Source organism: Streptosporangium vulgare (assembly GCF_042428775.1).
Classification (GTDB): domain Bacteria; phylum Actinomycetota; class Actinomycetes; order Streptosporangiales; family Streptosporangiaceae; genus Streptosporangium; species Streptosporangium vulgare.
Genome location: NZ_JBHMBS010000002.1, coordinates 67,888 through 92,532 on the forward strand (window position 1 = coordinate 67,888; position 24,645 = coordinate 92,532).

Annotated in this window: 19 protein-coding genes; 13 read left to right on the forward strand and 6 right to left on the reverse strand. The window is 71.9% G+C overall.

Going from position 1 to position 24,645, the window contains the following annotated elements:
• Positions 1-178 precede the first annotated feature (178 nt).
• Positions 179-1,009 carry an undecaprenyl-diphosphate phosphatase gene (locus tag ACFFRH_RS04295; protein ID WP_344742721.1) on the forward strand — a complete coding sequence of 277 codons (831 nt, stop codon included), beginning with the start codon at positions 179-181 and terminating at the stop codon, positions 1,007-1,009.
• 150 nt (positions 1,010-1,159) lie between these two features.
• Here the strand turns inward: ACFFRH_RS04295 and ACFFRH_RS04300 are convergent, their stop codons facing one another.
• A complete protein-coding gene (locus tag ACFFRH_RS04300; protein WP_386154363.1) occupies positions 1,160-2,368 on the reverse strand; it encodes an extracellular catalytic domain type 1 short-chain-length polyhydroxyalkanoate depolymerase in 1,209 nt (402 codons plus the stop codon).
• A gap of 169 nt (positions 2,369-2,537) precedes the next feature.
• Complete coding sequence (locus tag ACFFRH_RS04305; protein ID WP_344742719.1) at positions 2,538-4,373, reverse strand: helix-turn-helix domain-containing protein; 1,836 nt, start codon at positions 4,371-4,373, stop codon at positions 2,538-2,540.
• 155 nt (positions 4,374-4,528) lie between these two features.
• Between ACFFRH_RS04305 and ACFFRH_RS04310 the strand changes: the two genes are divergently transcribed.
• From ACFFRH_RS04310 to ACFFRH_RS04350, 9 genes are all read left to right on the forward strand, one after another.
• Entirely contained in the window at positions 4,529-5,575 is a 1,047-nt protein-coding gene (locus tag ACFFRH_RS04310) for an ABC transporter substrate-binding protein (RefSeq protein WP_344742718.1), read from the forward strand.
• Positions 5,572-6,426, forward strand: a complete 855-nt coding sequence (locus ACFFRH_RS04315; RefSeq protein WP_344742717.1) for an ABC transporter permease — start codon at positions 5,572-5,574, stop codon at positions 6,424-6,426. Before ACFFRH_RS04310 ends, ACFFRH_RS04315 begins: the two co-directional genes overlap by 4 nt.
• Positions 6,423-7,250 (forward strand): ABC transporter permease, encoded by an 828-nt coding sequence (locus ACFFRH_RS04320; RefSeq protein ID WP_344742716.1) that lies wholly within the window; start codon positions 6,423-6,425, stop codon positions 7,248-7,250. Before ACFFRH_RS04315 ends, ACFFRH_RS04320 begins: the two co-directional genes overlap by 4 nt.
• Positions 7,251-7,279: 29 nt before the next feature.
• A complete protein-coding gene (locus ACFFRH_RS04325) occupies positions 7,280-8,017 on the forward strand; it encodes an ABC transporter ATP-binding protein (RefSeq protein ID WP_344742715.1) in 738 nt (245 codons plus the stop codon).
• Positions 8,014-9,024 carry an amidohydrolase family protein gene (locus tag ACFFRH_RS04330; protein WP_344742714.1) on the forward strand — a complete coding sequence of 337 codons (1,011 nt, stop codon included), beginning with the start codon at positions 8,014-8,016 and terminating at the stop codon, positions 9,022-9,024. Before ACFFRH_RS04325 ends, ACFFRH_RS04330 begins: the two co-directional genes overlap by 4 nt.
• On the forward strand, positions 9,017-10,228 hold the full coding sequence (locus ACFFRH_RS04335) for an FAD binding domain-containing protein (protein ID WP_344742713.1): 1,212 nt from the start codon (positions 9,017-9,019) through the stop codon (positions 10,226-10,228). Before ACFFRH_RS04330 ends, ACFFRH_RS04335 begins: the two co-directional genes overlap by 8 nt.
• Positions 10,229-10,253: 25 nt before the next feature.
• Positions 10,254-10,694, forward strand: a complete 441-nt coding sequence (locus ACFFRH_RS04340) for a cupin domain-containing protein (protein WP_344742711.1) — start codon at positions 10,254-10,256, stop codon at positions 10,692-10,694.
• A gap of 303 nt (positions 10,695-10,997) precedes the next feature.
• Positions 10,998-13,796, forward strand: coding sequence for an ATP-dependent RNA helicase (locus tag ACFFRH_RS04345; protein WP_386154371.1), 2,799 nt, complete (start codon positions 10,998-11,000; stop codon positions 13,794-13,796).
• A 119-nt stretch (positions 13,797-13,915) separates the two neighbouring features.
• Positions 13,916-15,322 (forward strand): amidase, encoded by a 1,407-nt coding sequence (locus ACFFRH_RS04350; RefSeq protein WP_344742709.1) that lies wholly within the window; start codon positions 13,916-13,918, stop codon positions 15,320-15,322.
• A 222-nt stretch (positions 15,323-15,544) separates the two neighbouring features.
• On the opposite strand, the gene ACFFRH_RS04355 is transcribed toward ACFFRH_RS04350, so the two are convergent.
• The 4 genes from ACFFRH_RS04355 to ACFFRH_RS04370 form a co-directional block, all read right to left on the reverse strand.
• Entirely contained in the window at positions 15,545-16,513 is a 969-nt protein-coding gene (locus ACFFRH_RS04355; protein ID WP_386154375.1) for an aldehyde dehydrogenase family protein, read from the reverse strand.
• A gap of 182 nt (positions 16,514-16,695) precedes the next feature.
• Positions 16,696-18,123 carry an aldehyde dehydrogenase family protein gene (locus ACFFRH_RS04360; RefSeq protein ID WP_386154378.1) on the reverse strand — a complete coding sequence of 476 codons (1,428 nt, stop codon included), beginning with the start codon at positions 18,121-18,123 and terminating at the stop codon, positions 16,696-16,698.
• 9 nt (positions 18,124-18,132) lie between these two features.
• On the reverse strand, positions 18,133-19,071 hold the full coding sequence (deoC, locus tag ACFFRH_RS04365; RefSeq protein WP_386154381.1) for a deoxyribose-phosphate aldolase: 939 nt from the start codon (positions 19,069-19,071) through the stop codon (positions 18,133-18,135).
• 109 nt (positions 19,072-19,180) lie between these two features.
• The gene (locus ACFFRH_RS04370) at positions 19,181-19,678 is read right to left on the reverse strand and encodes an NUDIX domain-containing protein (protein WP_344742707.1); all 498 of its coding nucleotides are present in this window, start codon (positions 19,676-19,678) and stop codon (positions 19,181-19,183) included.
• Between the two features lie 312 nt (positions 19,679-19,990).
• Between ACFFRH_RS04370 and ACFFRH_RS04375 the strand changes: the two genes are divergently transcribed.
• The 3 genes from ACFFRH_RS04375 to ACFFRH_RS04385 all read left to right on the forward strand — a co-directional run bounded on the left by ACFFRH_RS04375 (position 19,991) and on the right by ACFFRH_RS04385 (position 24,642).
• Complete coding sequence (locus ACFFRH_RS04375) at positions 19,991-21,307, forward strand: sensor histidine kinase (protein WP_386154384.1); 1,317 nt, start codon at positions 19,991-19,993, stop codon at positions 21,305-21,307.
• Positions 21,308-21,479: 172 nt separating this feature from the next.
• Entirely contained in the window at positions 21,480-21,641 is a 162-nt protein-coding gene (locus ACFFRH_RS04380; protein WP_386154387.1) for a hypothetical protein, read from the forward strand.
• A gap of 112 nt (positions 21,642-21,753) precedes the next feature.
• Positions 21,754-24,642: a helix-turn-helix transcriptional regulator gene (locus ACFFRH_RS04385; protein ID WP_386154390.1), complete on the forward strand. Its 2,889-nt coding sequence runs from the start codon at positions 21,754-21,756 to the stop codon at positions 24,640-24,642.
• Positions 24,643-24,645: the final 3 nt, after the last annotated feature.

Genomic DNA, 24,645 nt, shown 5'->3' on the forward strand with positions numbered 1-24,645 from the left:
TCCGATCGTCGTCCCGGGGTCGTGCCAGGGAGGTGTTCCACACGATGGCGGCCGGATGCGCCCATGGCCGGGCCTTCCGACGAGAGTCGCCGCAAGGGTGGATGCTCGGGTCACAGTTGCCCCGCCGCTCCGCTAGCCTCGCGTAGGTTACGCACGCGCTGGTACGGAAGGTGCTCAAGTGATCGGCTGGTTCGAAGCGGTGGTCCTCGGACTGATTCAGGGATTGACGGAGTTTCTGCCGATCTCCTCCAGTGCCCACATCAGGGTCGTGTCGGCGTTCTTCGGCTGGCAGGACCCGGGAGCCGCGTTCACCGCGGTCATCCAGCTCGGCACCGAGGCCGCGGTGGTGATCTACTTCCGCAAGGACATCTGGGAGATCATCTCCACCTGGACGCGGTCCCTGTGGACCCCGGCCCTGCGCGCCCACCACGCCGCCCGGATGGGCTGGTACGTCATCGTCGGCACCATCCCGATCGTGGTGCTCGGGCTGCTCTTCAAGGACTCCATCGAGAGCGCCTTCCGCGACCTGCGGCTGATCGGCACGACGCTGATCGTCTTCGGCCTGGTCCTGTGGTTCGCCGACCACACCGCCCGCAACAGGCTCACCCTGGAGCGGCACCTCAGCTTCACCCACGCCCTCATCTACGGCTTCGCCCAGTCGCTCGCCCTCATCCCCGGCGTGTCCCGCTCCGGCGGCACCATCAGCGCCGGACTGCTGCTGGACTACCGCCGCGAGGAGGCCGCCAAGTACTCCTTCCTGCTCGCCATCCCGGCCGTGCTGGGCGCGGGCTTCCTGGAGCTGTTCAAGATCGGCGATGGCAGGGCGCCCGAGTGGGGTCCCACGATCCTGGCCACCGTGATCTCGTTCATCGTGGGTTACCTCGCGGTCTCGTGGTTCCTGAAGTACATCAGCAGCCACCGGTTCACCGGTTTCGTGATCTACCGGATCGCCCTCGGGATCGTCATCATCGCCCTGGTGAGCTTCGGAGTCCTCGACCCCTCGGCCTAGGAAGGCTGACTGCCTGGACGATTTGGCCGGATTTTAGGGCGTGGGTCCGAGTTCCGTACGGGCCCCGGAGCCCCGTCCTCGCGAACGACCGGCCGGCCGATCCGCCGGCCGGCCGGTCGTTCGTTCGGGCTCCCGTCGTCCGACGGCGCTCTAGCACTGGCCGTCGGCGAGGACCCAGTGGTTGGGGCCGGTCTGCTTGAGGCCGTGCGTGACGAGGGTGTTCCACAGGCCCATCGCGTCGTTGGACCCGTTGGCGTAGGTGTAGCCGCCCGACTGGTAGGCCCGTCCGGCGGTGGTGTGGGCGTAGTTGCTCGCCCTGACGCAGGTCTGCGGCACGGTCGGGGTGGGCGTCGGGGTCGGCGTGCCGGTCGGGGGCGGGGTCGTCCCGCCGGTCAGGCCGAAGAACTGCGCGTCGTGGTAGGCCGAGCAGATGGTGTCGAGGAAGTACGCCGCCGCGTTGCCGCACTGGTCGGCGGCGCCGCCGGGATCGACCGGCAGGCCGTGTCCCATGCCGGTGATCTCGTACACGCGCACCACATCGCTCCCGTACACCTTCAGCGAGGTGCCGCCGGTGAGGCTCCGCGTGGAGGTGGGGCTCTGCGAGACGCCCCGCACGTTCGTCCACTGGTCGCGCAGCTGGGTGGCGTTGGCCGGGACGACGGTGTAGTCGGACAGTCCCTGCCAGATCGCGACGCGCGGGTACGGTCCCGAGTAGCCGGAGTAGGCGCCGCGTACCAGGTCGCCCCACTGCTGCGGGGTCTTGCTGACGGGACCGTACTGGCAGGTGGAGGCCTGGGTCAGGCTGGCGGCGCACCGGTACGCGAGCCCCGCGCCGATCGAGCCGCCCGCGAAGACGTCCGGGTACGTGGCGAGCATGACGGCCGACATGGCACCGCCCGCCGACAGGCCGGAGACGTAGACGCGCGCGGGGTCGGTCCCGTAGGTGGAGACCGCGTAGGCGACCATGGCGCGGATCGAGGCGGCCTCGCCCTGGCCCCGGGTGGTGTCCCCGGTCTGGAACCAGTTGAAGCAGCTCGACGAGTTGTTCGCGCTGCTGGTCTGCGGCAGGACGAGGGTGAATCCCGACTGGTCGGCGTACTTGCGCCAGCCCGAGTTGGCGAAGTAGCCGCTCGCGTTCTGCGTGCAGCCGTGCAGCAGGACCACCAGCGGGCGCCCGGCGGCCGACCCGTCGGGACGGTAGCTGAACATGGTGAGGTTGCCGGGGTTGCCGCCGAACGAGCCGACCTGGACGAGCGACGCGGCTCGCGCGGGGGACGTGGTCGCGGTCGCCGCGCCGACCAGTCCGAGCGACAGGGTGAGGAGGATGCGGAGTAGACCTGCGGGAAGGGATGCGGCCATGACGTGCTCCTTTGTGGCCCTGTGACCTGTATCACCGGCCCTTACCAGCGCACGTTAAAATCGCCGTAACCCATTTGACATGTTCACGAGACACACTTTTCGCCTCCGTGTTATGGATCACCCGGTGGAGAGCGGGTCCTCCCTTCCGCACACCGGCACTTCGGACGAGTCACTTCCCGGTCCTGCCGAGACGCGGCTCTCGCAGACCGGCGATCCGGGCGACCGTCAACGAGGTCGTGATCTCGAGAAGGTCGCGCGGACGTGAGAGCTTCAGAGCGGTCAGGTCCTCGATCCGGCGCATACGCTGGAGCACGGTGTTCGGGTGGATGTGCAACTCCCTCGCCGCCGCCCTCCTGTCCATGTCGTTCTCCAGGAGGACGTGCAGGGTGGTCACCAGGTCGGTCGAGCGCTCGCGGTCGTAGTCGAGCACCGGCCCGAGCACCCGCCGGGCGAACTGGCGTAGCCCGTCGGTGTCGCTGACCTGGAGCAGCAGGTTGTCGACGGTCAGCTCGGCGAGGTGGAGGACGACCGGGTCCGGCGACTCGGCGGCCAGTTCCAGTGCCCCCCGCGCCGTCCGGAAGGCCGTCCGAAGTCCCGGCAGGGCCGGCGTCGGAGCCGCCACGGCGGCGGTCACCTGTTTCACCGAGCGGGCTTTGGCGAGCGCGTCGGCCAGCCGCTCGGTCGCCTCGCGCGGCGTGTCCGTCGTGCCGTCTCGCCAGGCGATCCGGTCGGGCCAGAGCACGACGACCAGGCCCCGGTGCGCGGCGGCGAGCGGGAGCGGGTCCATACCCGCGAGGAGGCGGGTGATGGTCGCGAGCGCGCGTTCGGCGGCCGGGAGTCCGGCGGCGCCGTCGGTCTCGCGTACCGCGATGGCGCTGAGGGTGTGCGGGCCGGTGAGGTCGTGGCCCATGCGGCGTGCCCGTTCGGTGACGGCGGCGACGTCGAGGGACTCGTCGGAGAGCAGGTCGGCGACGATGGAGCCGCGCAGGCGCCCCTCGACGTCCGCGGCGGTGCGCTCCCTGAGCAGTTCGAGTGCCGCGACGACCGACGCGTGCTCGGTGGCGCGGATGTCGAGCCCGGTGAAGGAGGCGAGAGGCCGGCGGACCCAGATCCGTCCCACGACCTCGCCGTCGAGCAGGACCGCCGACACGACGAAGGTCCCGTCCTCCAGCACCGTTTCCACCAGCGACCCCTCGGTGAGGTCCAGAGCCGCCGGTGGCGGCGCGTCGGTCTCGAGCGGCCTGCCGTCGCTACGTGCCAGTACCGATCCGTGGGCGTCGTCGGCGAGGACGTCGGAGCCGAGCAGGTCCGCGAGCGCGGTGACGACACCGCCGATTCCCTCGCCGCGCAGGGCGATCGCGGTGAGCTCGACGTGGATCTCCTCCGCCCGGTGGAGCATGGCGTGCTGCCTGGAGAGGGAGCGGTTGAGCTCGCGCAGTTCGCCGATGGTCGCCCGCTCCCGGACCTGCAACTGGGCGGTCACCAGTGCGATGGCGACCTGGGTCGCGAGGGTGCCGACGAGCTCGCGTTCCGCGTCGTCGAAGTGGTGGGGCCACTGGCGGTAGCAGTTCAGGGTGCCGACGACCGTACCGGCGCGGCGCAGTGGCACGGACACCAGTGCCCGGTAGCCCTGTTCCTGAGCGACGCCCCCCCATGGGCCGAACCGTGGTTCGAGGCCGATGTCCTCCAGGGCGACGATGTCGCCGGTGCGGAACGCCCGGCTGGTGGGTGCCTCACCCTCCCGTCCGACGCCGAGCAGGATCGGGCGTTCGGCGTTGACCAGGTCGACGTACTCGGGGGAGAGGCCGTGGTAGCCGCGAATGACGAGCGCGGTGCCCTCGGGGTTGGGCAGGAAGACGCCGCAGAAGTCGTATCCCATGAGTGAGCAGGCGGTCCGGGCCACCCGGTTCAGGAGATCACCGAGTGGCTCCTGGCGACTGACGGCGGCGCCGATGTCGGCGATCCCGGCCAGCCAGCGCCGCAGCTCATCATGATGTGGTCCCACGGTCGAGGCACCCCCTCATGTATGAACTCACACTATAAAGCCCACAGGTGTGAGCACTGAAACATTGAGGAGGCGGCTCCCCCTGGAGCATCGTTGTTCTGGCCGGTGACCTCCGTCACACGGCGTCACGAAAGCAGGGTAGGGAAGCCGTGCGGTTGAACAAATACAGAACCCGAGCACTGGCGGCTCTGCTCACGGTCGGCGCCATGTTCGTCTCGACGGCCTGCGGAGCGGGCCTGGGCGGTCCCGCCTCCTCCCGGGCGGCCCGCGACGGTGTCATCCGGTTCACCTTCGCCCCCGACCCGATCTGGGACTACATGCACGACGAGGGGATCATCGAGGACTTCGAGAAGGAGACAGGGATCTCCATCGAGACCTCGGCGACCTGGGACGAGTTCGGGCTCTTCGCCGGCGGCCACGCCGACATCATCTCCTCGGCGTCCTTCGAGGTGCCGGGCCTCGAGGCGGAGACCGAGCGGGCCACGGTGATCATCGGGCGCTACAACTCCGAGCGGAGCCGGCTGATGGTGCGCGCCGACGACCCGGCGAAGTCCCTCGTGGACCTCAAGGGCAAGCGGCTCGGCGTGTTCACCTCGGTCTCCGGGACCCTGGTGTGGCACGCCCTGGTGGAGAAGATGCACAGGCTCGCCATCGCCGGCGAGAAGCCCGACTTCAAGATCGTCGTCGCCGACATCCAGAACCTCTCCAACCTGCTCGCCCGCGGCGAGATCGACGCCTGCATCTGTTATCCCGACCTTTCCGCACGCGAGCTGCGCGAGGGCGGCGTCCGCGCGCTGTACGACGGCAAGTCGTCCGCCGAACTGTTCGCCGACCTGGAGGCACCCGGCCACGACGGTCCCATGGGCAACGTGTTCGTCGCCCGCGAGGACTGGGCCGAGGAGCACCCCCGGGAGGTCGAAGCCTTCCTGGACCTGTGGTCACGCGGTCTCAAGGAATGGCGCGCGCACCGCGACGAGATCATCGAGCGCTACCCGCAGCACTTCGCCGTCGAGTCCCCCCGTTACGTGGAGTTCATGAAGAGCTACGTGGCCGAACACGACTGGGTGGTTCAGGACATCCGCTTCGACAAGCGGTGGGCCGACGACGAGAGCAAGATCTTCGACCTCATGCGCGAGACCGGTGTCATCGAGGCCGACGTGAAAAACCCGAAATTCCTCCCCACGGCAGGAGATCGCCGGTGACTTCGCCGACCACCACCACCGAACCGCCCATCACCCGGCCCGGCCAGGGCTCACCGAACGCGCGGGTCCGCGGCCGACGTCCCAGACCCGGCGGAGCCGGAGGCTCCTCGCGGTGGCTCGTCTCGCCGGTCGCACTGCTGGGGGCACTCGCCACCTGGGCCGTGGTCGCGTGGATCATCGATGACAACATCCTGCCCACCCCGTTCAAGGTCTTCGGGCGCGTCGCCGACTTCGTCGTGTCCGGTGAGGCGTTCGGCAACTTCGCCGCGAGCATCGTGAAGATCGGGGTCGGCTTCGCGCTGGCGCTCGCCGTCGGCCTGCCGATCGGGTTCGTCATGGGCCGCAGCCGGTTCATGACGACCTACTTCTCGATGCCGCTGTTCGTGCTCGGCAACGTCCCCGGCCTCGCCTACGCCGTCTTCGGACTGGTCATCTTCGGCGTGGGCTCCACCGGGCCGATCGTGGTGTCGGCCCTGGTGGCCGTCCCGTTCATCGCGATCAACGTCGCCGAGGGCGTCCGTTCGGTCGACGGCGGGCTGCTCCGCATGTGCCGGGCCTTCGATCGGCGGCCCGCCGACGTGGTGCGCCACGTCTACCTGCCCGCCGTCACGGCCTTCGTGTTCGTGGGCGTCCGCTACGCCTTCGCCATGGCCTGGAAGGTCGAGGCCCTCACGGAGGTCTTCGGCGCCGACAACGGGGTCGGCTTCATGATCCGGCGCGCCTACCAGGAGTTCAAGGTCGCCGACATGCTCGCCTGGACCATGTTGTTCGTCATCGTGATGGTGCTGATCGAGCGCGGTCTCGCCCGGATCGAGACCCGGGTGTTCGCCTGGAGGAAGGAACTCACATGAGCACCGCAACCGCGCCCGAGGCGACACCTCGTCCCCTGCCGGCCGACGGGGCGGCGTCCCTGTGGTCGCGACACGGACGCTCGACGTCGTCCTCCGTGATCGCGCTCGCCGCCTCGCTGCTCTCCATGCTCGCCGTCTGGCAGCTCGCGGCCGAGTACGGACACCGCGTCCCCTCGATCGGCGAGACACTCGGCCGGCTGGCCGGCGAGGCGGCCGGCGGTCACCTGTGGGCCGACCTGGCCGTGAGCATGAACCGTTTCACCCTGGGCCTCGTCGCGGCGCTCGTCGCCGGAACGGTCCTGGGCGTGCTGATGGGACTGTCCCGGTTCGCCGAGTACGCCCTGGCCGACCTGACCATGGCCGCGCTCGCCGCCCCGGCGGTGATCTGGGCACTCCTGACCACGATGTGGTTCGGCTTCGGCTGGCTCACTCCGGTCACGACGGTCTTCCTCTCGGCCCTGCCCTTCGTGGTCGTGAACATCGCCAAGGCGGTGAGGGCGGTCCCCGCCGACCTCGTGCTCATGGCCCGCTCGTTCGGTGTCGGCCGCCCCCACGTCCTCCGCCACATCGTGGCTCCGGCGGTCGCCGGCTCGACGGTCGCCGCGGTGCGCTTCGCGATCATGAGTGCCTGGAACGGCCTGCTCCTCGCGGAGTGGTTCGGCTCGACCTCCGGCGTCGGCTGGCGCTCCCGCTACTGGTACGACGCCAACCAGCTCGACGGCTTCCTCGCCTGGGTCGTCGTCTTCATCGTCTTCCTGGTCCTCGCCGACCAGATCGTCCTCGGCCCGATCGAGCGCTTCGTCACCCGCTGGCGCACCGCCTGAGCGGCGTGTCCCTTCTGGAAAGGAAACCCATGGCCTCCATCGAAATCGACGGCCTGGTGAAGGAATACCAGAACCGTCAGGGCAGGCAGACGCGCGTGCTCGACGGGATCGACCTCACCATCAGCGGCGAGACCTTCGTCTCCGTCGTCGGCCCCTCCGGCAGCGGCAAGACGACGCTGCTCAACATCGTCTCCGGAATCGAGAGCCTCAGCGGCGGCTCGGTCCGCCTCCGCGCCGGTGACCGTGACGCCAAGATCGGCTACGTGTTCCAGGACCCGCGGCTGCTGCCCTGGCGCACCGTCACGCAGAACCTCAAGTTCGTCCAGCGCGACCGCTCCGGCTGGGAGCGGCGTGCCCAGCACTACCTCGACCTGGTCGGCCTCGGCCACCTCGGCGACCGCTACCCGGCCCAGCTCTCCGGCGGTCAGCAGCAACGCATCGGCATCGCCCGGGCCTTCTCCGTCGAGCCGGACATCCTGCTCATGGACGAGCCGTTCAGTCACCTCGACGCGATGACCTCACGCTCCCTGCGTGAACACCTGGAGCGCATCTGGCTCGAGTCACAGCGCACGGTCATGTTCGTCACCCACGACGTCACCGAAGCGGTCCAGCTCTCCGACCGGATCGTCGTCCTGGCGCCGGGCGGCCGGATCCACGAGACCATCGAGGTGGACCTTCCCCGTCCACGCCGCGCCTCCGACCCGGCCGTCGCCATGCTCCAGGCCGAGGTGCTCGCCCGCTTCGAGGCACTGGAGGCGGCGGCGTGACGGCCCTCGGCCACCCGGCGGTGCGGCGGGGTGTCATCGACGTCCATGCCCACTGGCTGCCCCGGGAGCTGTTCGACCTTCCGCCGGGCTCGCCGGTCCCGCCGCTGAACGCGCGAGGCGAGGAGCTGTACCTCGGCGACACCCCTTTGTCCATCGCGGCGTCGGCGATGAGCGACCCCGACCGGGTGCTCGCCGAGACCGACCGCGCCGGCCTGGGCGCCCGGGTGCTGTCCGCTCCGCCATTCGCGTTCCCCGTGGTCCCGGACCCCGGAGCGGGCGAATACGTCGGCCACTTCAACGAGGCCCTCACCCGCCTGTGCCGCGACAGTCACGGCCGGCTGCTCGGCCTGGGCCTGGTCTCCCTGCACGACCCGGCCGCGGCCCGGACCGAGATGAAGGCGATCGCCGCGTCGGCGGTCGTCCGCGGCGTCGCGGTTCCCCCGCTGGTCGACGCCACCTCCTTCGACGAAGGCCCGCTCCACGAGATCGCCCGCATCGCCGCCGAACTGGACCTGGCCGTTCTGGTGCACCCCATGCAGCTGCCGCGGCCGGAGTGGAGGTCGTACTACCTCGCCAATCTGATCGGGAACCCCACCGAGACGGCGACGGCCGTCGCCTCCTGTGTGCTCGGCGGGGTCACGGAGAGGCTTCCTTCGCTGCGCATCTGCTTCGTCCACGGCGGAGGGTGCGCGCCCGCGCTCCTGGGCCGGTGGCGACACGGCTGGGAGCGACGCGCGGACGCCGGCGCCGGCACCGGCCGAACGCCGCACGAGGGCTTCCGCGACCTGTGGTTCGACACGCTCACCCACGACGGACCGGCGCTGCGGTTGCTGCGCTCCAAGGCGGACCCCGACCGGCTGTTGTGCGGCAGCGACCACCCCTTCGACATGGGCGTGGACCGCCCACAGGACCTGCCGGTCTCGGAAGGCATCGGAGCCGAGGCCATGGAGGCCGCCGCCCGCCGCTTCCTCGACCTGCCCGGACTCGGGAGCGACGACGATGTATGAGACGAACGGCCACTCCCCCTACTCCGGCCGGCGGGCACTGGTCGTCGGCGGCTCGATCGGCGGCCTCACGTGCGCGCTGCTGCTGCGTCGCCTGGGCTTCGACGTGACCGTCTTCGAGCGCACGCCGACCAGCCTGGACGGCCGGGGCGGGGGCATCGTGCTGCAGCCTGACACGCTGCGCTGGTTCGCCGAGTGCAGCGAGCAGCACCCCGAGCAGGTCAGCACCGCGACCCGGTACGTCCAGTACCTCGGCGCCGGCAACGAGGTCCTGCACCGCGACCCCACACCGTGGCGGTACACGTCCTGGGGCACGTTCTACCGGGCCCTGCTGGCCGACTTCGGCACCGAGCGGTATCACCTCGGGGAGTACGCCGCCGGCTTCGACCAGGACGGCGACGGCGTCGAGGTCCGTTTCGTCTCCGGGCGCCGTGAGCGGGCGGAGCTCGTGGTGTTCGCGGACGGGATCGGTTCCGCGAGCCGCGGCCGGATCTCACCCGGCAGCGTCCTGGAGTACTCCGGCTACGTCGGCTGGCGCGGCACCGTGCAGGAGTCGGAGGTCTCGCCCGAGACCTTCGAGCTCCTGCACGACTCGATCAGCTTCAACGTGGCGCCGTACACCCACATCAACATCTACCCGATCCCCTCGGACGAGGGTGGGCTGACGGCGGGGAACCGGCTGCTCAACTACGTCTGGTACCGCAACGTCGCCGAGGGCGCCGACCTCGAGGAGATGATGACCGACAAACGCGGCTTCCTCGGCAAGGTGTCGGTGCACCCGGGCCAGGTGCAGGACCGGTTCGTCGAGGAGATGCGCGAGGTAGCCGGCGCGGTGCTGGCGCCCGCCGCGGCCGAGGTGGTGCGGCGCACCGAGCAGCCCTACCTTCAGGCGGTCTACGACGTCGGCGTCGAGCGCATGGCCGTCGGCCGGGTGGCACTGATCGGCGACGCGGCCGGCGCCGCCCGCCCGCACGCCGCGGCCGGTACGGCGAAGGCCGCCGCGAACGCCTGGGCCCTGTACGACGCGCTGAGCGAGGCCGACGGCGCCGTTCCCGTCGCCCTGGCGAAATGGGAGCCGGGCCAGCTCGAACTCGGCCGGCGTCTGCTGCGCCGGGTCAAGGAGATGGGCACCCGCTCACAGGTCGACTGCACCTGGGTGCCCGGCGACCCCGAACTGCGATTCGGCCTCTACGGCCCGGGTCAGTGACGACAACGTACGAAAGAAGGCCCCGATGACCACCACACCGGCATTCCTGACCGACGCCCCCCTGGCGGGCACCGTCGTCGCCACGGACTTCGAGGGCTGGTCCGACGCGCTTCGCGAGGAGTTCGAGACCCATGCCCACGACCCGCACGTCGGCTCGCGTCTGCTCAGCGAGAACGACCGCGTCCGGGTGTGGGAGATCCGCCTCGCCCCCGGGGAGCGGTGGCACGCGCACCGGCACGTCCTCGACTACTTCTGGACCGCCGTCAACGCGGGCCGCAGCCGCCAGCACACCGCTGACGGCACCACCCGCGAAGTGTCCTACGGCGCCGGTGAGACCCGGCACTTCACCTTCGGCGCCGGAGAGTTCCTCCTGCACGACATCGAGAACGTCGGCGACGACGCCCTCGTCTTCACCACCGTCGAGCACCTCGACTCGGCCAACCCGCCGCTGCCGCTGTCAGGCTGAGGACCTCGGGGACCTCGGGGACGCCGGCGGCGCCGAGGCGTCATGATCGACCCGCTCATCGGCCACCTGTCGCTTTGACCTCGGGACCGATGCCCGCCGAGGCCCGGTCCGGGCGCCCGGGTCGCCGCTCACACGAGGGCCCGTCCCGTGCGCGGGCGGACTCGGGATCATGGTGCCGTTCCCGCTCCCGCCCCCGGTTCCGGCCGCCCGTCCCAGGCGGGCGGACTCGGGATCATGACGCCTATCCTGCCCCCGGTTCCGGCCGCCGTCTCGTGCGCGGGCGGACTCGGGGACACTGGACGGGTGCGTTCCGACTGGTCCGGCCTGCCCGTACGTCACGCCCTGCCCGAGTTGCTCGCGGCGCTCGACGGGCGGGGCGTCGCCGTGCTCACCGCCCCTCCGGGCACCGGCAAGACCACGCTCGTCCCGCTCGCGCTGGCCGGGCTCCTCGACGGCTCGGCGCCCAGGCGGGTGATCGTGGCCGAGCCGAGGCGGATGGCGGTACGAGCGGCGGCGAGGCGGATGGCGTGGCTGCTGGAGTCCGAGGTGGGGGCCGAGGTCGGGTTCTCGATACGCGGCGAGCGCAGGACCGGCCCGAGGACGGTCGTCGAGGTCGTCACCACCGGAGTCCTCCTGCAGCGGCTCCAGCGCGACCCCGAGCTCGAAGGCGTGGACGCGGTCCTGCTCGACGAGTGCCACGAGCGCCACCTGGACGCCGACACCGCGCTGGCCTTCCTCCTCGACGTCCGTGCCGCGCTCCGCCCCGACCTGCGGATCGTCGCCACCTCCGCCACCGCCGACGCCGCCCCCTGGGCCCGCCTCCTCGGCTCCCCCGGCGATCCCCCGGCGCCCGGCGACACCGACGTACCGCCCGACGACACCGGCGAGAGCGGCGGCACCGGCGAGAGCGGCGGCACCGGCGAGAGCGGCGAGATCTTCAACGCCTCCGGCGGGCCCGCGCCGATCGTGCACGCCTCCGGCACCATGCACCCGGTCACCCCCGTCTGGGCCCCGCCCACCGGGACCATCACCCCGCCCCACGGCATGCGGGTGGACCCGGCGTTCCTCGCCCACGTCGCCGGTGTCGTACGGCGCGCGCTGGCCGAGCACGAGGGGGACGTGCTCTGCTTCCTGCCCGGCGTCGGCGAGATCGGCCGGGTGGCCGCGATGCTCCCCGGCGTCGAGGTCCTCCAGGTGCACGGCCAGGCCCCGGCTCGCGTCCAGGACGCGGTCCTGTCCCCGGGCGAAGGGAGGAGAGTGGTGCTCGCCACCTCGGTCGCCGAGTCGAGCCTGACCGTGCCTGGCGTGCGGATCGTGGTCGACTCCGGCCTGGCCAGGGAGCCCCGCACCGACCACGCCCGAGGTCTCGGCTCGCTCACCACCGTCCGCGCGTCCAGGGCCTCGGCCACCCAGCGGGCGGGGCGGGCGGGCCGCGAGGCGCCGGGGGTGGTCTACCGGTGCTGGTCCCAGGCCGAGCACGACCGGCTGCCCGAGCACGCGCGGCCCGAGATCGCGCTCGCCGACCTGACCGGCTTCGCCCTCCAGGTCGCCTGCTGGGGCGATCCCACGGCGACCGGCCTGGCCCTGCTCGACGCGCCGCCGCCCGCCGCGATGGACGCCGCCCGCCGCACCCTGTACGCCCTGGGCGCCCTGGACTCCCCCGCCACCCCGCGGCCACCGGACGGACCGGAACACTCGCCGGCCCCTCCTCCCACGGGCCGGGTGACCGACCGGGGACGGCGGATGGCCGGGGTCGGGGTCCATCCGCGCCTGGCGCGGGCCCTGATCGACGCCGGTACGGCCGGTACGGCCACCGGCACGGACGGGATCGACGCCGGGGCCCGGGCCGCCGAGGTCGTGGCGCTGCTGTCGGAGCAGCTGCCCCGGGACGCGGGCGACGACCTGGTGGCGGTCTGGCGCTCCGCGCGCCAGGGCGGTGACGGCTTCTCCGCCCGCTGGCGCCAGGAGGCGGGACGCCTGGCGCGGGCCGTACCCGCCACCGACCGGCACCGGGGACGGAAACCCGCCGGTAGCGCCCGGCCGGGGAAAGGCGAGGCCGGGGGGAGACCCGCGAGAAGCGGCGGCACCGAGGCGGCCCGCGCCGACGACGCCACACCTCGAAGCGGCCGGACGGCCGGGAGCGACGACGCCGTGGCCGGGACGGTCGTGGCGCTGGCCTACCCGGAACGGGTGGCGCGGCGGCGCGGCGGCTCGTACCTGATGGCCTCGGGAACGGCCGCGGAGCTGCCGCGCGGGTCGCGGCTGGGGACGGCGGAGTGGCTCGCCGTCGCGGTCGCCGACCGGCCCGCCGGAGCGGCGTCCGCGAGGATCAGGCAGGCGGTGGTGATCGACGAGGAGATCGCCAGGCTCGCGGCGGCCTCCCTGTACAGCTCCGGCGAGGAGATCACCTGGCACACGCCGCCGGGAGAGCGGCGCGGCGACGTGTCGGCGCGGCGGGTGGAGCGGCTGGGCGCGATCGAGCTGTCCAGCGGCACGCTGCGCGGCGCCGACGTGCGGCCCGCCGTCCTGGAGGGCCTGCGCGCGGAGGGCCTGTCGATCCTGCGCTGGACGCCCGAGGCCGTGGCCCTGCGCGAGCGGCTGGCCTTCTGCCGCCGCACGCTCGGCGACCCGTGGCCCGCGACGGACGACGACGCGCTGGTCGGCGCGGCCGACCGCTGGCTGGAGCCCGAGCTGTCGCGAGCCCGCCGCCGGTCGGACCTGGAGCGCATCGACGTGGTCTCGGCGCTGCACCGCCTGGTCCCGTGGAACGCCCGGCTGGCGGAGGTGGCCCCGGAGCGGATCGAGGTGCCGAGCGGGTCGCGGGTCAGGATCGACTACTCGGGCGAGCGGCCGGTGCTCGCGGCCAAGCTGCAGGAGCTGTTCGGCTGGGCCGAGGCCCCGCGCGTCGCGGGGGTCCCGCTCGTGATCCACCTGCTCTCCCCCGCGGGCCGCCCGGCCGCCGTCACCGCCGACCTGGCCTCCTTCTGGCGCGAGGGCTACCGCGCGGTCCGCGCCGAGCTTCGCGGGCGCTATCCCCGGCACCCCTGGCCCGACGATCCCCTGTCGGCCACCGCCACCCGCCGTACCAACCCCCGACGCTGACCCCGGCGGGCCGGGAGCCCGGGTGCGCGGGGGTGAAATAACGCCAACGAGCCGGACAAGTCATCTGATTGAGATGTGGGGCGCTTCCCCTTACGCACTCGCCGGACCACACTCGGTGCATGTCGTGGGTGGGAAGTTCCGCAGTGGAGATCGCGGAGGCCGTGCGACGGGGGAAGGTCACGGCACCCGTGGTGGTCGCCGAGCACCTCGACGCCATCGCCGAGCGCGACGGGCGGGTCGGGGCGTTCCGCGTGGTCCTCGCCGAGCGGGCGCTGGCCGAGGCGCGGACCCTGCAGGAGCGGGGGGACCTGTCCGGGTTGCCGCTCGCCGGGGTGCCGGTCGCGATCAAGGACAATGTCGCGGTCCGGGGGGAGACGTCGCGCAACGGTTCGTCGGCGACGCCCGACGTGCCCGCGGACGAGGATCACCCCGTGGTCGCCAGGCTGAGGGCGGCGGGCGCGGTGGTCGTCGGCATCACCAACGTGCCGGAGCTGTGCCTGGCCGGATTCTCCGACAGCGCGTACGGTGTCACCCGCAACCCGTGGGATCCGAGCCGCACCCCCGGCGGCTCCTCGGGCGGGAGCGCGGCGGCCGTGGCCGCGGGGATGGTCCCGCTGGCCCACGGCACCGACGGGCTGGGCTCGCTGCGCATCCCCGCCGCCTGCTGCGGCCTGCTCTCGATCAAGCCGGGCCACGGGCTGGTCCCGGCGCCCGAGCGGGACTGGTACGGGATGTCGGAGAACGGGCCGCTCGCCACCACCGTGGCCGACCTCGCCCTCGCCCTCGCCGTCATGGCTGACGACATGTCGCTGGCGACGCCCGGGGAGAGCGAGACCCTCGGCGTGGGCCACGCCATCGACGACTACCCGGGCGGGCTCACCCTGTCGGAGCCGCTGAGGCTGCGGGTCGCGGTCGCGCCGATGCCGCTGCCGCCGGGGCTCTCGGTGGACGCCGAGTTCCAGCGGGCGGTGACCGGGGCCGCGGAGGCGCTGGGCGCCGCGGGGCACACCGTGGTGGACCACCCCGAGCGGATGTCCCTCCGGGTCGGCGCCGCCGCCGTGGCCACCTGGTTCGCGTGCGCCAGGGGCGACGCCGAGGGCCTCGACCCGCGCGGGCTGGAGCGGCGCACCAGATCCCTGGCGAGGATGGGCCGGCTGCTCGCCGGGTTCGGGGCGGACGGCGCGACGGGCCGCGACCGCTGGCGCGCGTACGGCGCCGACCAGTGGTTCGGGAACGCCGACGTGCTCGTCACCCCGACGCTCGCCGCCGTACCGCCGCCCGCCGAGCGCTGGGGCCGCCGGGGGTTGCTGGCCAACGTCCGCGTCAACCTGGCGTACGCGCCCGCCACCGCGGCGTGGAACATGGCCGGCTGGCCGGCCATGAACGTCCCGTACGGCAGGCACTCCAACGGCACGCCGATCGGGGTCCAGCTCGTCGCGGCGCCGGGCGGCGAGGCGCAGCTCCTCGCCTTGGCCGGTCAGCTGGAGACCGCCCGTCCCTGGCCCCGCCACGCCCCGCTCACCTGACATCGGGCCCGCTCAACCCGCCTGGCCCACCGGACCAGGCGGGCCCGGCGAGCCGGACGGCGGCGTGGCGCGTCAGACCCGCCGGGGCTGGCGCGTCAGACCCGGCGCACCGGAGCCGGCGGACCAGGCGTGGCCTGCCGGGGCCGGCCCGCCGGGCGTGGCGGTCCGGCCCGAAGCACCGGAGCCGACGGGTCAGACGCCGATGGACCAGACGCCGGCGGGTCAGACGCCGGTGGGGTGCCAGACGGTCTTGGTCTCCAGGAAGGCCGTCAGGCGCCTGGTGCCGGGGTCGGCGGACCAGTCGGTCGCGGCGGGACGGAAGACGCGCTTGAGGTTCTCCGCCGCCGCCTCCTCGCACGCGACCGCCAGGCCCTCGTCGGTGACCCCGGTGAGGTCGAGGGCGTTGACGTCCATGTGCGCGGCGAGCCAGGGTGCGATCTCGGCGGCCGAGCCGGTGAGGATGTTCACCACCCCGCCGGGCAGGTCGGAGGTGGCGAGCACCTCGGCCAGGGTGATCGAGGGCAGCGGGGCGCGCTCGCTCGCGACCACGACGCAGGTGTTGCCCGTGACGATCACCGGGGCGATCACCGAGACGAGCCCCAGCAGCGGCTCGTCGGGGGCGACCACCGCGACCACGCCGGTCGGCTCCGGCGTGGAGACGTTGAAGTAGGGGCCCGCGACCGGGTTGGTGGCCCCGGCGACGGCCGCGATCTTGTCGGACCACCCGGCGTACCAGACCAGCCGGTCGACGGCCGCGTCCACGACCTCCCCGGCCTTCTTCGTCCCGGCCTCCGCCAGCTCGGCGGCGAACTGGGCCCGGCGGCCCTCCAGCATCTCGGCGACGCGGTAGAGGACCTGCCCCCGGTTGTACGCGGTGGCGCCCGACCAGCCGCCGAAGGCCTTGCGCGCGGCCGTCACCGCGTCGCGGGCGTCCTTGCGGGAGGCCCTGGACGCGTTGGCGAGGAAGTCGCCCCTGGAGGAGGCCACGGCGTAGGACCTTCCGCTCTCGGAGCGCGGGAACGCCCCGCCGATGTACAGCTTGTACGTCTTGCGCACGGCGAGCCGCGCGGACCCGCGGCCCGCCTCGCCCTCGCCGGTGCGGTTACCGGCGTCCTCGCCCGTACCGTCTCCCGCGGGGGCACCCGCCTGCTTGCCCGCCCGTGCCCGGCCCGGCCGCTCCGCCTTACTCATTTCCCAGCCCTCTCCACGAGCTCTCCTGCTGCGCCAGCCGGGCCGGCACGAAGATCTGACCGCAGCGGCTCACGCCGCACCGGTGGGCGAACCAGCCCCGCAGCACCGGCCGTCCGGCGCGGGCGAAGCCGTGACCCCGGGTGCTCTGGGCACGGCGGGGGCGACGCTTGGCCCTGTGATGCTCACACATCGAGATACGCCTCCAGCCCGTGCCGTCCGCCCTCGCGCCCGTACCCGGACTCCTTGTAGCCGCCGAACGGCGAGGTGGGGTCGAACCGGTTGAAGGTGTTGGCCCAGACGACGCCGGCCCGGAGCCTGTCCGCCATCCACAGGATGCGCGAGCCCTTCTCCGTCCACACGCCCGCCGACAGGCCGAACGGGGTGTTGTTGGCCTTCTCCACCGCCTCGGCCGGGGTGCGGAAGGTCAGCACGGACAGGACCGGGCCGAAGACCTCCTCGCGGGCGATCCGGTGCGACTGGGCGACGCCGGTGAAGATGGTCGGCGGGAACCAGAAGCCCTTGTCGGGCAGCGAGCAGGCCGGGGACCAGCGCTCGGCGCCCTCCGCCTCGCCCAGGTCGGACAGCTCGCGGATCTTGGCGAGCTGGGCCGCGGAGTTGATCGCGCCGATGTCGGTGTTCTTGTCCAGCGGGTCGCCCAGCCGGAGGGTGCCGAGCCGCCGCTTCAGCGCGTCGAGCAGCTCCGTCTCGATCGACTCCTGCACCAGCAGCCGGGAGCCCGCGCAGCAGACGTGGCCCTGGTTGAAGAAGATCCCGTTGACGATGCCCTCGACGGCCTGGTCGAGCGCGGCGTCCTCGAAGACGATGTTCGCGGCCTTGCCGCCGAGTTCCAGGGTGACCTTCTTGCCGGTGCCCGCGACCGACCTCGCGATCTGACGGCCGACCTCGGTGGAGCCGGTGAAGGCCACCTTGTTCACGTCGGGGTGGTTCACCAGGGCGGCGCCGGTCTCGCCCGCGCCGGTCACGATGTTGACCACGCCGGGCGGCAGGTCGGCCTGCGCGCAGATCTCCGCGAACAGCAGCGCGGTGAGCGGGGTGGTCTCCGCGGGCTTGAGGACGACCGTGTTGCCGCACGCCAGCGCGGGCGCGATCTTCCACGCGAGCATGAGCAGCGGGAAGTTCCACGGGATGACCTGGCCGGCCACCCCGAGCGGGCGCGGGCCGGGTCCGTACCCGGCGTGGTCGAGCTTGTCGGCCCAGCCGGCGTAGTAGAAGAAGTGGGCCGCCACCAGGGGCAGGTCCACGTCGCGGGACTCGCGGATCGGCTTGCCGTTGTCCAGGGACTCCAGCACGGCCAGCTCGCGCGAGCGCTCCTGGATGATGCGCGCGATCCGGAACAGGTACTTGGCCCGCTCCGAGCCGGGCAGCGCCGACCAGACGCCGAACGCCTTGCGTGCGGCCTGGACCGCCCGGTCGACATCGGCCTCGGTGGCCCAGGCGACCTCGGCCAGGACCTCCTCGGAGGCCGGGTTGACGGTCTTGTTGCGGTTGTCACCCTGGGAGTCGACCCACTCGCCGCCGATGAACAGGCCGTAGGACGGCCTGATGTCGACGACGTCACGCGACTCGGGCGCCGGTGCGTACTCAAACATGTGAACGCCTTAGTCGAGGGTGAAGTAGTCGGGACCCGCGTACCTGCCGGTGGCCATCTTCTGGCGCTGCATCAGCAGGTCGTTGAGGACGCTGGAGGCGCCGAGCCGGAACCAGTCGGGGTCGAGCCAGCCGTCGCCGACGGTCTCGTTGACCAGGACGAGCATCTTGATCGCGTCCTTGGTGGTCTTGATGCCGCCCGCGGGCTTCACCCCGACCTTGCGGCCGGTCGCGGCCAGGAAGTCGCGGACCGCCTCCAGCATGACCAGCGTCACCGGAACGGTCGCGGCGGGCTGCACCTTCCCGGTGGAGGTCTTGATGAAGTCGCCCCCGGCCAGCATGGCCAGCCAGGACGCGCGGCGCACGTTGTCGTACGTGGACAGCTCGCCGGTCTCCAGGATCACCTTCAGGTGGGCGTCGCCGCACGCGGCCTTGATCGCGACGATCTCCTCGTAGACCTTGAGGTAGTCGCCCGAGAGGAACGCGCCCCGGTCGATGACCATGTCGATCTCGTCGGCGCCGGCCGCCACCGCGAAGGTGGTGTCGGCGATCTTGACGTCGAGCGAGGAGCGCCCGCTGGGGAAGGCGGTCGCGACACTGGCCACCTTGACGCCGGAGCCCTTCACGGCCGCCGCGGCCCCGGCGACCATGTCGGGGTAGACGCACACCGCGGCCACCCTGGGCACGGAGGGGTCGGCCGGGTCGGGGCGGACGGCCTTGGCGCACATCGCGCGGACCTTGCCCGGGGTGTCGGCGCCTTCGAGGGTCGTCAGGTCCACCATGCCGATGGCGAGGTCGATGGCCCGGGCCTTGGCGGTGGTCTTGATGGATCGGGTGCCGAGCATCGCGGCGCGCTGGTCGGCGCCCACGCGGTCGACACCGGGCAGGCCGTGCAGGAAGCTTCGCAGCGCGACGTTGGACGTTGCCACGTCGGTGAGCGAGGTCGTCATAGTTGACACCTCTCCAGCATGCCTACTGGTGTGATTACTTCCAAACTGGACCCTGCACAGCAGGCTTGCCGGTTTTCGTCAACATCCGCCCAGAGGTCGCGCGCCGATCTCACAGGCCGAGCGGCACAGGTCCGGCCGGAACCCCGTCGGCGATCAGGGCCGCCAGCGGTGTGGCCAGGTCTCGCGGTGAGAACACGTCGGGGCCGCGGTAGTCCGCGATGTCCGGCAGCCGCCACCAGCGAAAGCCCACGATGTACTCGGTGGCGAGTTCGCCGTCGGACATCGCGCCACGGGGGTGGAACGACGCGACGCGGACCAGGAAGTAGTCGTTGATCACTCCGTCGTAGCCGACCGCGTGTCCGGGGTCGACGACCTCCTGGTGCCAGACATGCGGCGGGTCGGCGTCGATGACGAGTCCTGTCTCCTCGTGAAGTTCCCGGCGCAGGGCGACGAGGACGGCTTCGTCACGCTCGATGCCTCCACCGGGCGTCGCCCACACGGCGATCGTCCCGGTCGGCTTGGGAATGACCATCCGGCACAGCAGGATGCGGTCGTCCTCGTCGAGAACGACCGCGCGGACCGAACGACGCAGATGCACCAAGGACATCCGCACACGCTATCCGTCCGCCTTTGACCTGAGCGACCCTTTGAAAGCGATCATCCTGGACGCACGCTTTCGTACGGATGTTCCTCGCCCCCAGGCCGGCCGGAGCTGTTCCTCGCCCCCAGGCCGGCCGGAGCGCGCGGCCCGGTGCGCCCGGGCCGTCTTTGACCAAATTTGCACCACGTCACGACATAGATCTTGGACTTCCACTTTCGTGCCTGTATGCATGAGAAGAGGCAAATATGGCGGGGGATTTCGTTTATGTGGCCCTTTGGGGGTTATAGCTCGATCCGGGCGCGCTTCACAGCCCTTGCCGTGGTGCTGTCCCTGATCGTCTTCACCGTGATCGCGGTAGGTCTCGACCTCATGATCCGCAATGCGATCCGAGACAACATATTCCGTGAGACGCAGCGGGTCGCGATCGACTGGATCGCGTCGATGGAGCCCGGCCGCCCTCCGGCCGCGGTGCCGACCGCCGAGGTCAATCTCCTGCAACTCGTCGACTCGCGTGGCCGGGTGGTGTCGGCCAGCCCCGCCGCCGCCGGGAAGCCGCCGCTCAGCACTGTCCGGCCGCCCTACGACGACCGCATCCTCCACCTCACCGAATGCTCCCGCACCGGCTGCGTCATGGTCACCGCCAACCGCGTCTCACCCCAGGAGGCCCACTTCGTCTGGAAGGGCGACTCTCACATCGTCTACGCCGGAATGGTCGAACCGCCCGCTCTGGCCACACACATCCTGGAGGTCGGCACGCTGACCATGGCCCTGCTGGCCACCGTCTTCACCACCTGGATGGTCTGGGCGCTGGTCGGCCGGACACTGCGACCGGTGGAGGCGATCCGCGAGAGAGCCTCGGAGATCGGCGTCAGCGACCTGAGCCTGCGGGTGCCGGAACCGGCCTGCGACGACGAGATCGGGCGGCTGGCACGCACGGTCAACGAGACTCTGTCCCGGCTGGAGGAGGCGGTGGGGCAGCAGAGGCACTTCGCCTCCGTCGTCTCCCATGAGCTCAAAACCCCGGTGACCGGCCTTCAGATACAGCTCGAAGAAGCGGTGCTGTACCCGGACCACGTCGATCAGCGCGAGGTGATCCAAGCGGGGCTGGCGACGACGGAACGGCTCCGGGCGCTGATCGACGGCATTCTGATCTTCGCCCGGATCCGCACGGCCGCTCCCGACCCCCCCGAGCCGGTCGACCTCGGGGCGCTGATACACGAGGAGTTGATCACCACAACGCGGCCGGTGCCGGTGCGCACCCGGGTGAAGAACGAGGTGACGGTCCTCGGCGACCGCGTCCAGCTCAGCGAGGTTCTCAACAATCTGGTCGTCAACGCCCAGCGGCATGCCGCGACCGGCGTCGAAGTCACCGCCGAGCGCGGGGACGGCGAGGCGGTGGTCACGGTGAGCGACGACGGAGACGGCATCGCCCCAGAGGCCCGCGACCGGGTCTTCCAGCCCTTCGTACGGCTGGGCGACGGGCAGCGCAGGGATCCCACCGGTAGCGGGCTCGGCCTCGCGATCTCCCGCGCGATCGCCACCGCCCACCACGGGACACTGGAGATCGAGGACAGTCCGCGAGGTGCGCGCTTCGTCCTCCGACTGCCGCTGCTCCAGCCTGGCATCACAGGCTGAACCCCTCCACTAGGTAGTACCGGCACGGCCCAGGGCCCCACCTAGGTAGTGCCGCGGCGAGAAGCGCCCAGGAGATAGGACATCCTCCCGATGTGGGACCGGGGGCCTTAGGACGAATCTTGAGTCTGTAAGGAAAGCGCGCCGCGAGGCGCCACACCAGGAAGGAACCCCCATGGGTCCCGAGCTTCACCTTCAGATGATCGCCCACCGCACCACCGAGCTCCGCCAGGAGGCCGACAGCTACCGGCGCGCCCGTGAGGCGCAGGAGGACAACAAGGCCCACTCGTCCGAGAAGCCCCGCCGGAGCCTCTTCGGCAAGATCATCCCGGCATGACCCCGCCCCGAGAGCCCGGCCGCCCACATCTGCCCGGCCGGGCCTCTCTGCCTCCCTGAACCGCTGATTTCACCGTACGAAAAATAGGGAGATCACACCTTTAAGGCATGACATGCTGGCAGACATGGTGGGCCGGGCGGTGAGTCCCGTCTTCGTGGGGCGGGAGAGGGAGCTTGCGGACCTGACCGAGGCGTTCGAGCAGGCCCGGAAGGACGCGGCGGTGACCGTGCTGCTCGGCGGCGAGGCGGGTGTCGGCAAGTCACGGCTGATCGGGTGTTTCGCGGAACGGGCCACGGCCGACGGCGCCCACGTGCTCAACGGGGGCTGCGTGGAGCTGTCGACCGAGGGCCTCGCCTACGCGCCGTTCACCGCGGTGATCCGCCAGCTCGTCCGCGAGTGCGGCGCCGAGGAGGTCGCGGCCCTGCTCCCCGAGGGAGGGGCGCGCGACCTGGCCCGGCTGCTCCCCGAGTTCGGTGAGCCCAGCGGCGACACCGAGAGCGACACCGCCCGCGCCCGGCTCTTCGAGCAGATCCTCACCCTGCTGGAACGACTCGCGGAGCGCCACCCGGTGATCCTCCTCATCGAGGACGTCCACTGGGCCGACAGCTCCAGCCGCGACCTGATCGCCTTCCTCAGCCGGAACCTCCGCGCCGCTCCCGTGCTGATGGTCCTCACCTACCGCTCCGACGAGCTCCACCGCCAGCACCCGCTCCGGCCGGTGCTCGCCGAGCTCGGCCGGCTGGACGGGGTCCTGCGGATGGACCTGCCCCGGCTCACCCAGTCCGAGGTGGCGGCCCAGATGGCCGGCATCCTCGGCACCACCCCCGAGTTCGCCCAGGTCGACCGGGTCTTCCAGCGCAGCGAGGGCATCCCGCTGTTCGTCGAGGCGCTGATGGAGTGCGGCGGCGACTGCACCTTCCCCGACTCCCTGCACGACCTGATCATCGGCTCCGTGGAGCGGCTCCCCGAGGAGACGCAGCGGGTGCTGCGCATCGCCGCGGCCGGTGGCATCCGGGTGAGCCACGCCCTGCTCGTCGCGGTCAGCGCGCTGTCGGACGTCGAGCTCGACGACGCGCTGCGCACCGCGATCGCGGCCAACGTGCTGCAGGTCGCCGACGGCCGCGCCTATGTCTTCCGGCACGCGCTGATCCGCGAGGCCGTGCACGACGAGCTCCTGCCCGGCGAGCACGCACGGCTGCACGCCCGCTTCGCCGAGGAGATCGGCAAGGACCGCACGCTGGTGCCTCCCGGCCGGGCCGCCATCGAGATCGCCCACCACTGGCACTCCGCCCGCGACGACCTCTGGGCCCTCGTCTCCGCCTGGGAGGCGGCGGGCAAGGCCGCCAAGACCTTCGCCCACCGGGAGATGATGCAGCTGCTGGAGCGGGTGCTCACGCTGTGGAGCAAGGTCCCCGACGCCGCCGGGCGCATCGGCGTGGACCACACCACCGTCCTGGAGCAGGCCGCCGAGGCCGCGAGCGCGTGCGGGGAGGTCGACCGGGGCAGCAAGTTCGTCAAGGCCGCGCTGCACGAGCTCGACGAGCGGACCGAGCCGGCGCGGGTGGCGAGCCTGCTCGTATGGAGGTCGCAGTTCACGAAGGCCAAGCGGCGGCCCGGAGTGCTCGACGACCTCCGCTACGCCGAGCGGCTCGTCCCCGAACCCGGGCTGGAGCGCGCCGAGGTGCTCTCCAAGCTGGGCTCGTACCTGATATTCAGCGGCGAGCTGGCGGAGGGGACGACGCACACCGAGGAGGCGCTGCGGATCGCGCGCGAGCACGGCGAGGAGACCCTGGAGGCGGAGCTGCTGCTCAACCTCGCGCTGGGCCACTCGATCGCGGGGCGCATCGAGACCACGATCGAGCTCAACGAGACCGCGCAGGCGATCGGCGAGCGGGTCGAGTCGGGCCGCAGCGTCCTGCGCGCCATCGCCAACAACGTGGACGCGCTGAACAACATGGGCCGCTCCGTCGAGGCGATCGAGCTCGCGCTCGAAGGCGAGCGGCTGTCGAGGAAGTACGGCCGCTACCGGAACCAGGGCACCTTCATCGCCAACAACCGGGCCGAGGCGCTGGAGGCGCTGGGCAGGTTCGACGAGGCGGCCGAGCTGGTCGAGCGGATCCTCGGCAACGACCCCACCCTGCGCACCCGCCACCACCTGCGGCGCGTCCGCGGGGACGTGGCGGTCGCCCGCGGCGAGACGGACGTGCTCAAGTCCGTCCTGGACGAGGTGAGCGCGTTCGGCACCGTCCCCGAGGAGTTCATGCAGGAGCTGACCACCGACGCCCGGCTCATGATCGGCCTGCGCATGCTCAGCGGGGAGCCGCTGGCCGCGCTGGAGATCGCCGAGCGGGTCGCCCTGGAGGCGCAGATCACGAGCAAGCCCATGCTGGGCTGGCGGATGCTCGGCCTGCTCGGCGGCATCTGCGAGACGGTCGAGGAGCTCGCGCCCGAACGGGTGGCGGCGCTGCGCGCCCACGTCGAGAAGGCCGCGGCGGCGATGACCGTGGACAGCCCCGTCGCCGAGGCCTACCGGCTCGGTCTCACCCGCGACCACGACGCCGCGGCCGCCGCCTGGGAACGGCTGGCCCGCCCCTTCCCCCAGGCGAAGTCGCTGCTGTACGGGGGACGGATGGCGGCCGGCGCCGGTGACCGCGACGGTGCCGCGTCCCGGCTGCGCGCGGCCCACCCGATCGCCGGGGCGCTCTCCGCCCGGCCGCTCGCCACCGAGATCGAGGCGCTCGCCCGCCGGGTCGGGATCTCCCTCACCGAGCAGGCCGGAGTCGTCGGGCAGACCGGAGGCGGGGAGTCCCCGCTGACCCCGCGCGAGCTGGAGGTGCTCCGGCTGGTCGCCCTGGGCCGGTCCAACCGCGAGGTCGCCGCCGAGCTGTTCATCTCGGCCAAGACGGTGAGCGTCCACGTCTCCAACATCCTCGGCAAGCTGGGCGTCTCCACCCGAGGCGAGGCGGTCGCGACCGCCCACCGCCTCGCCCTGATCGGCTGACCT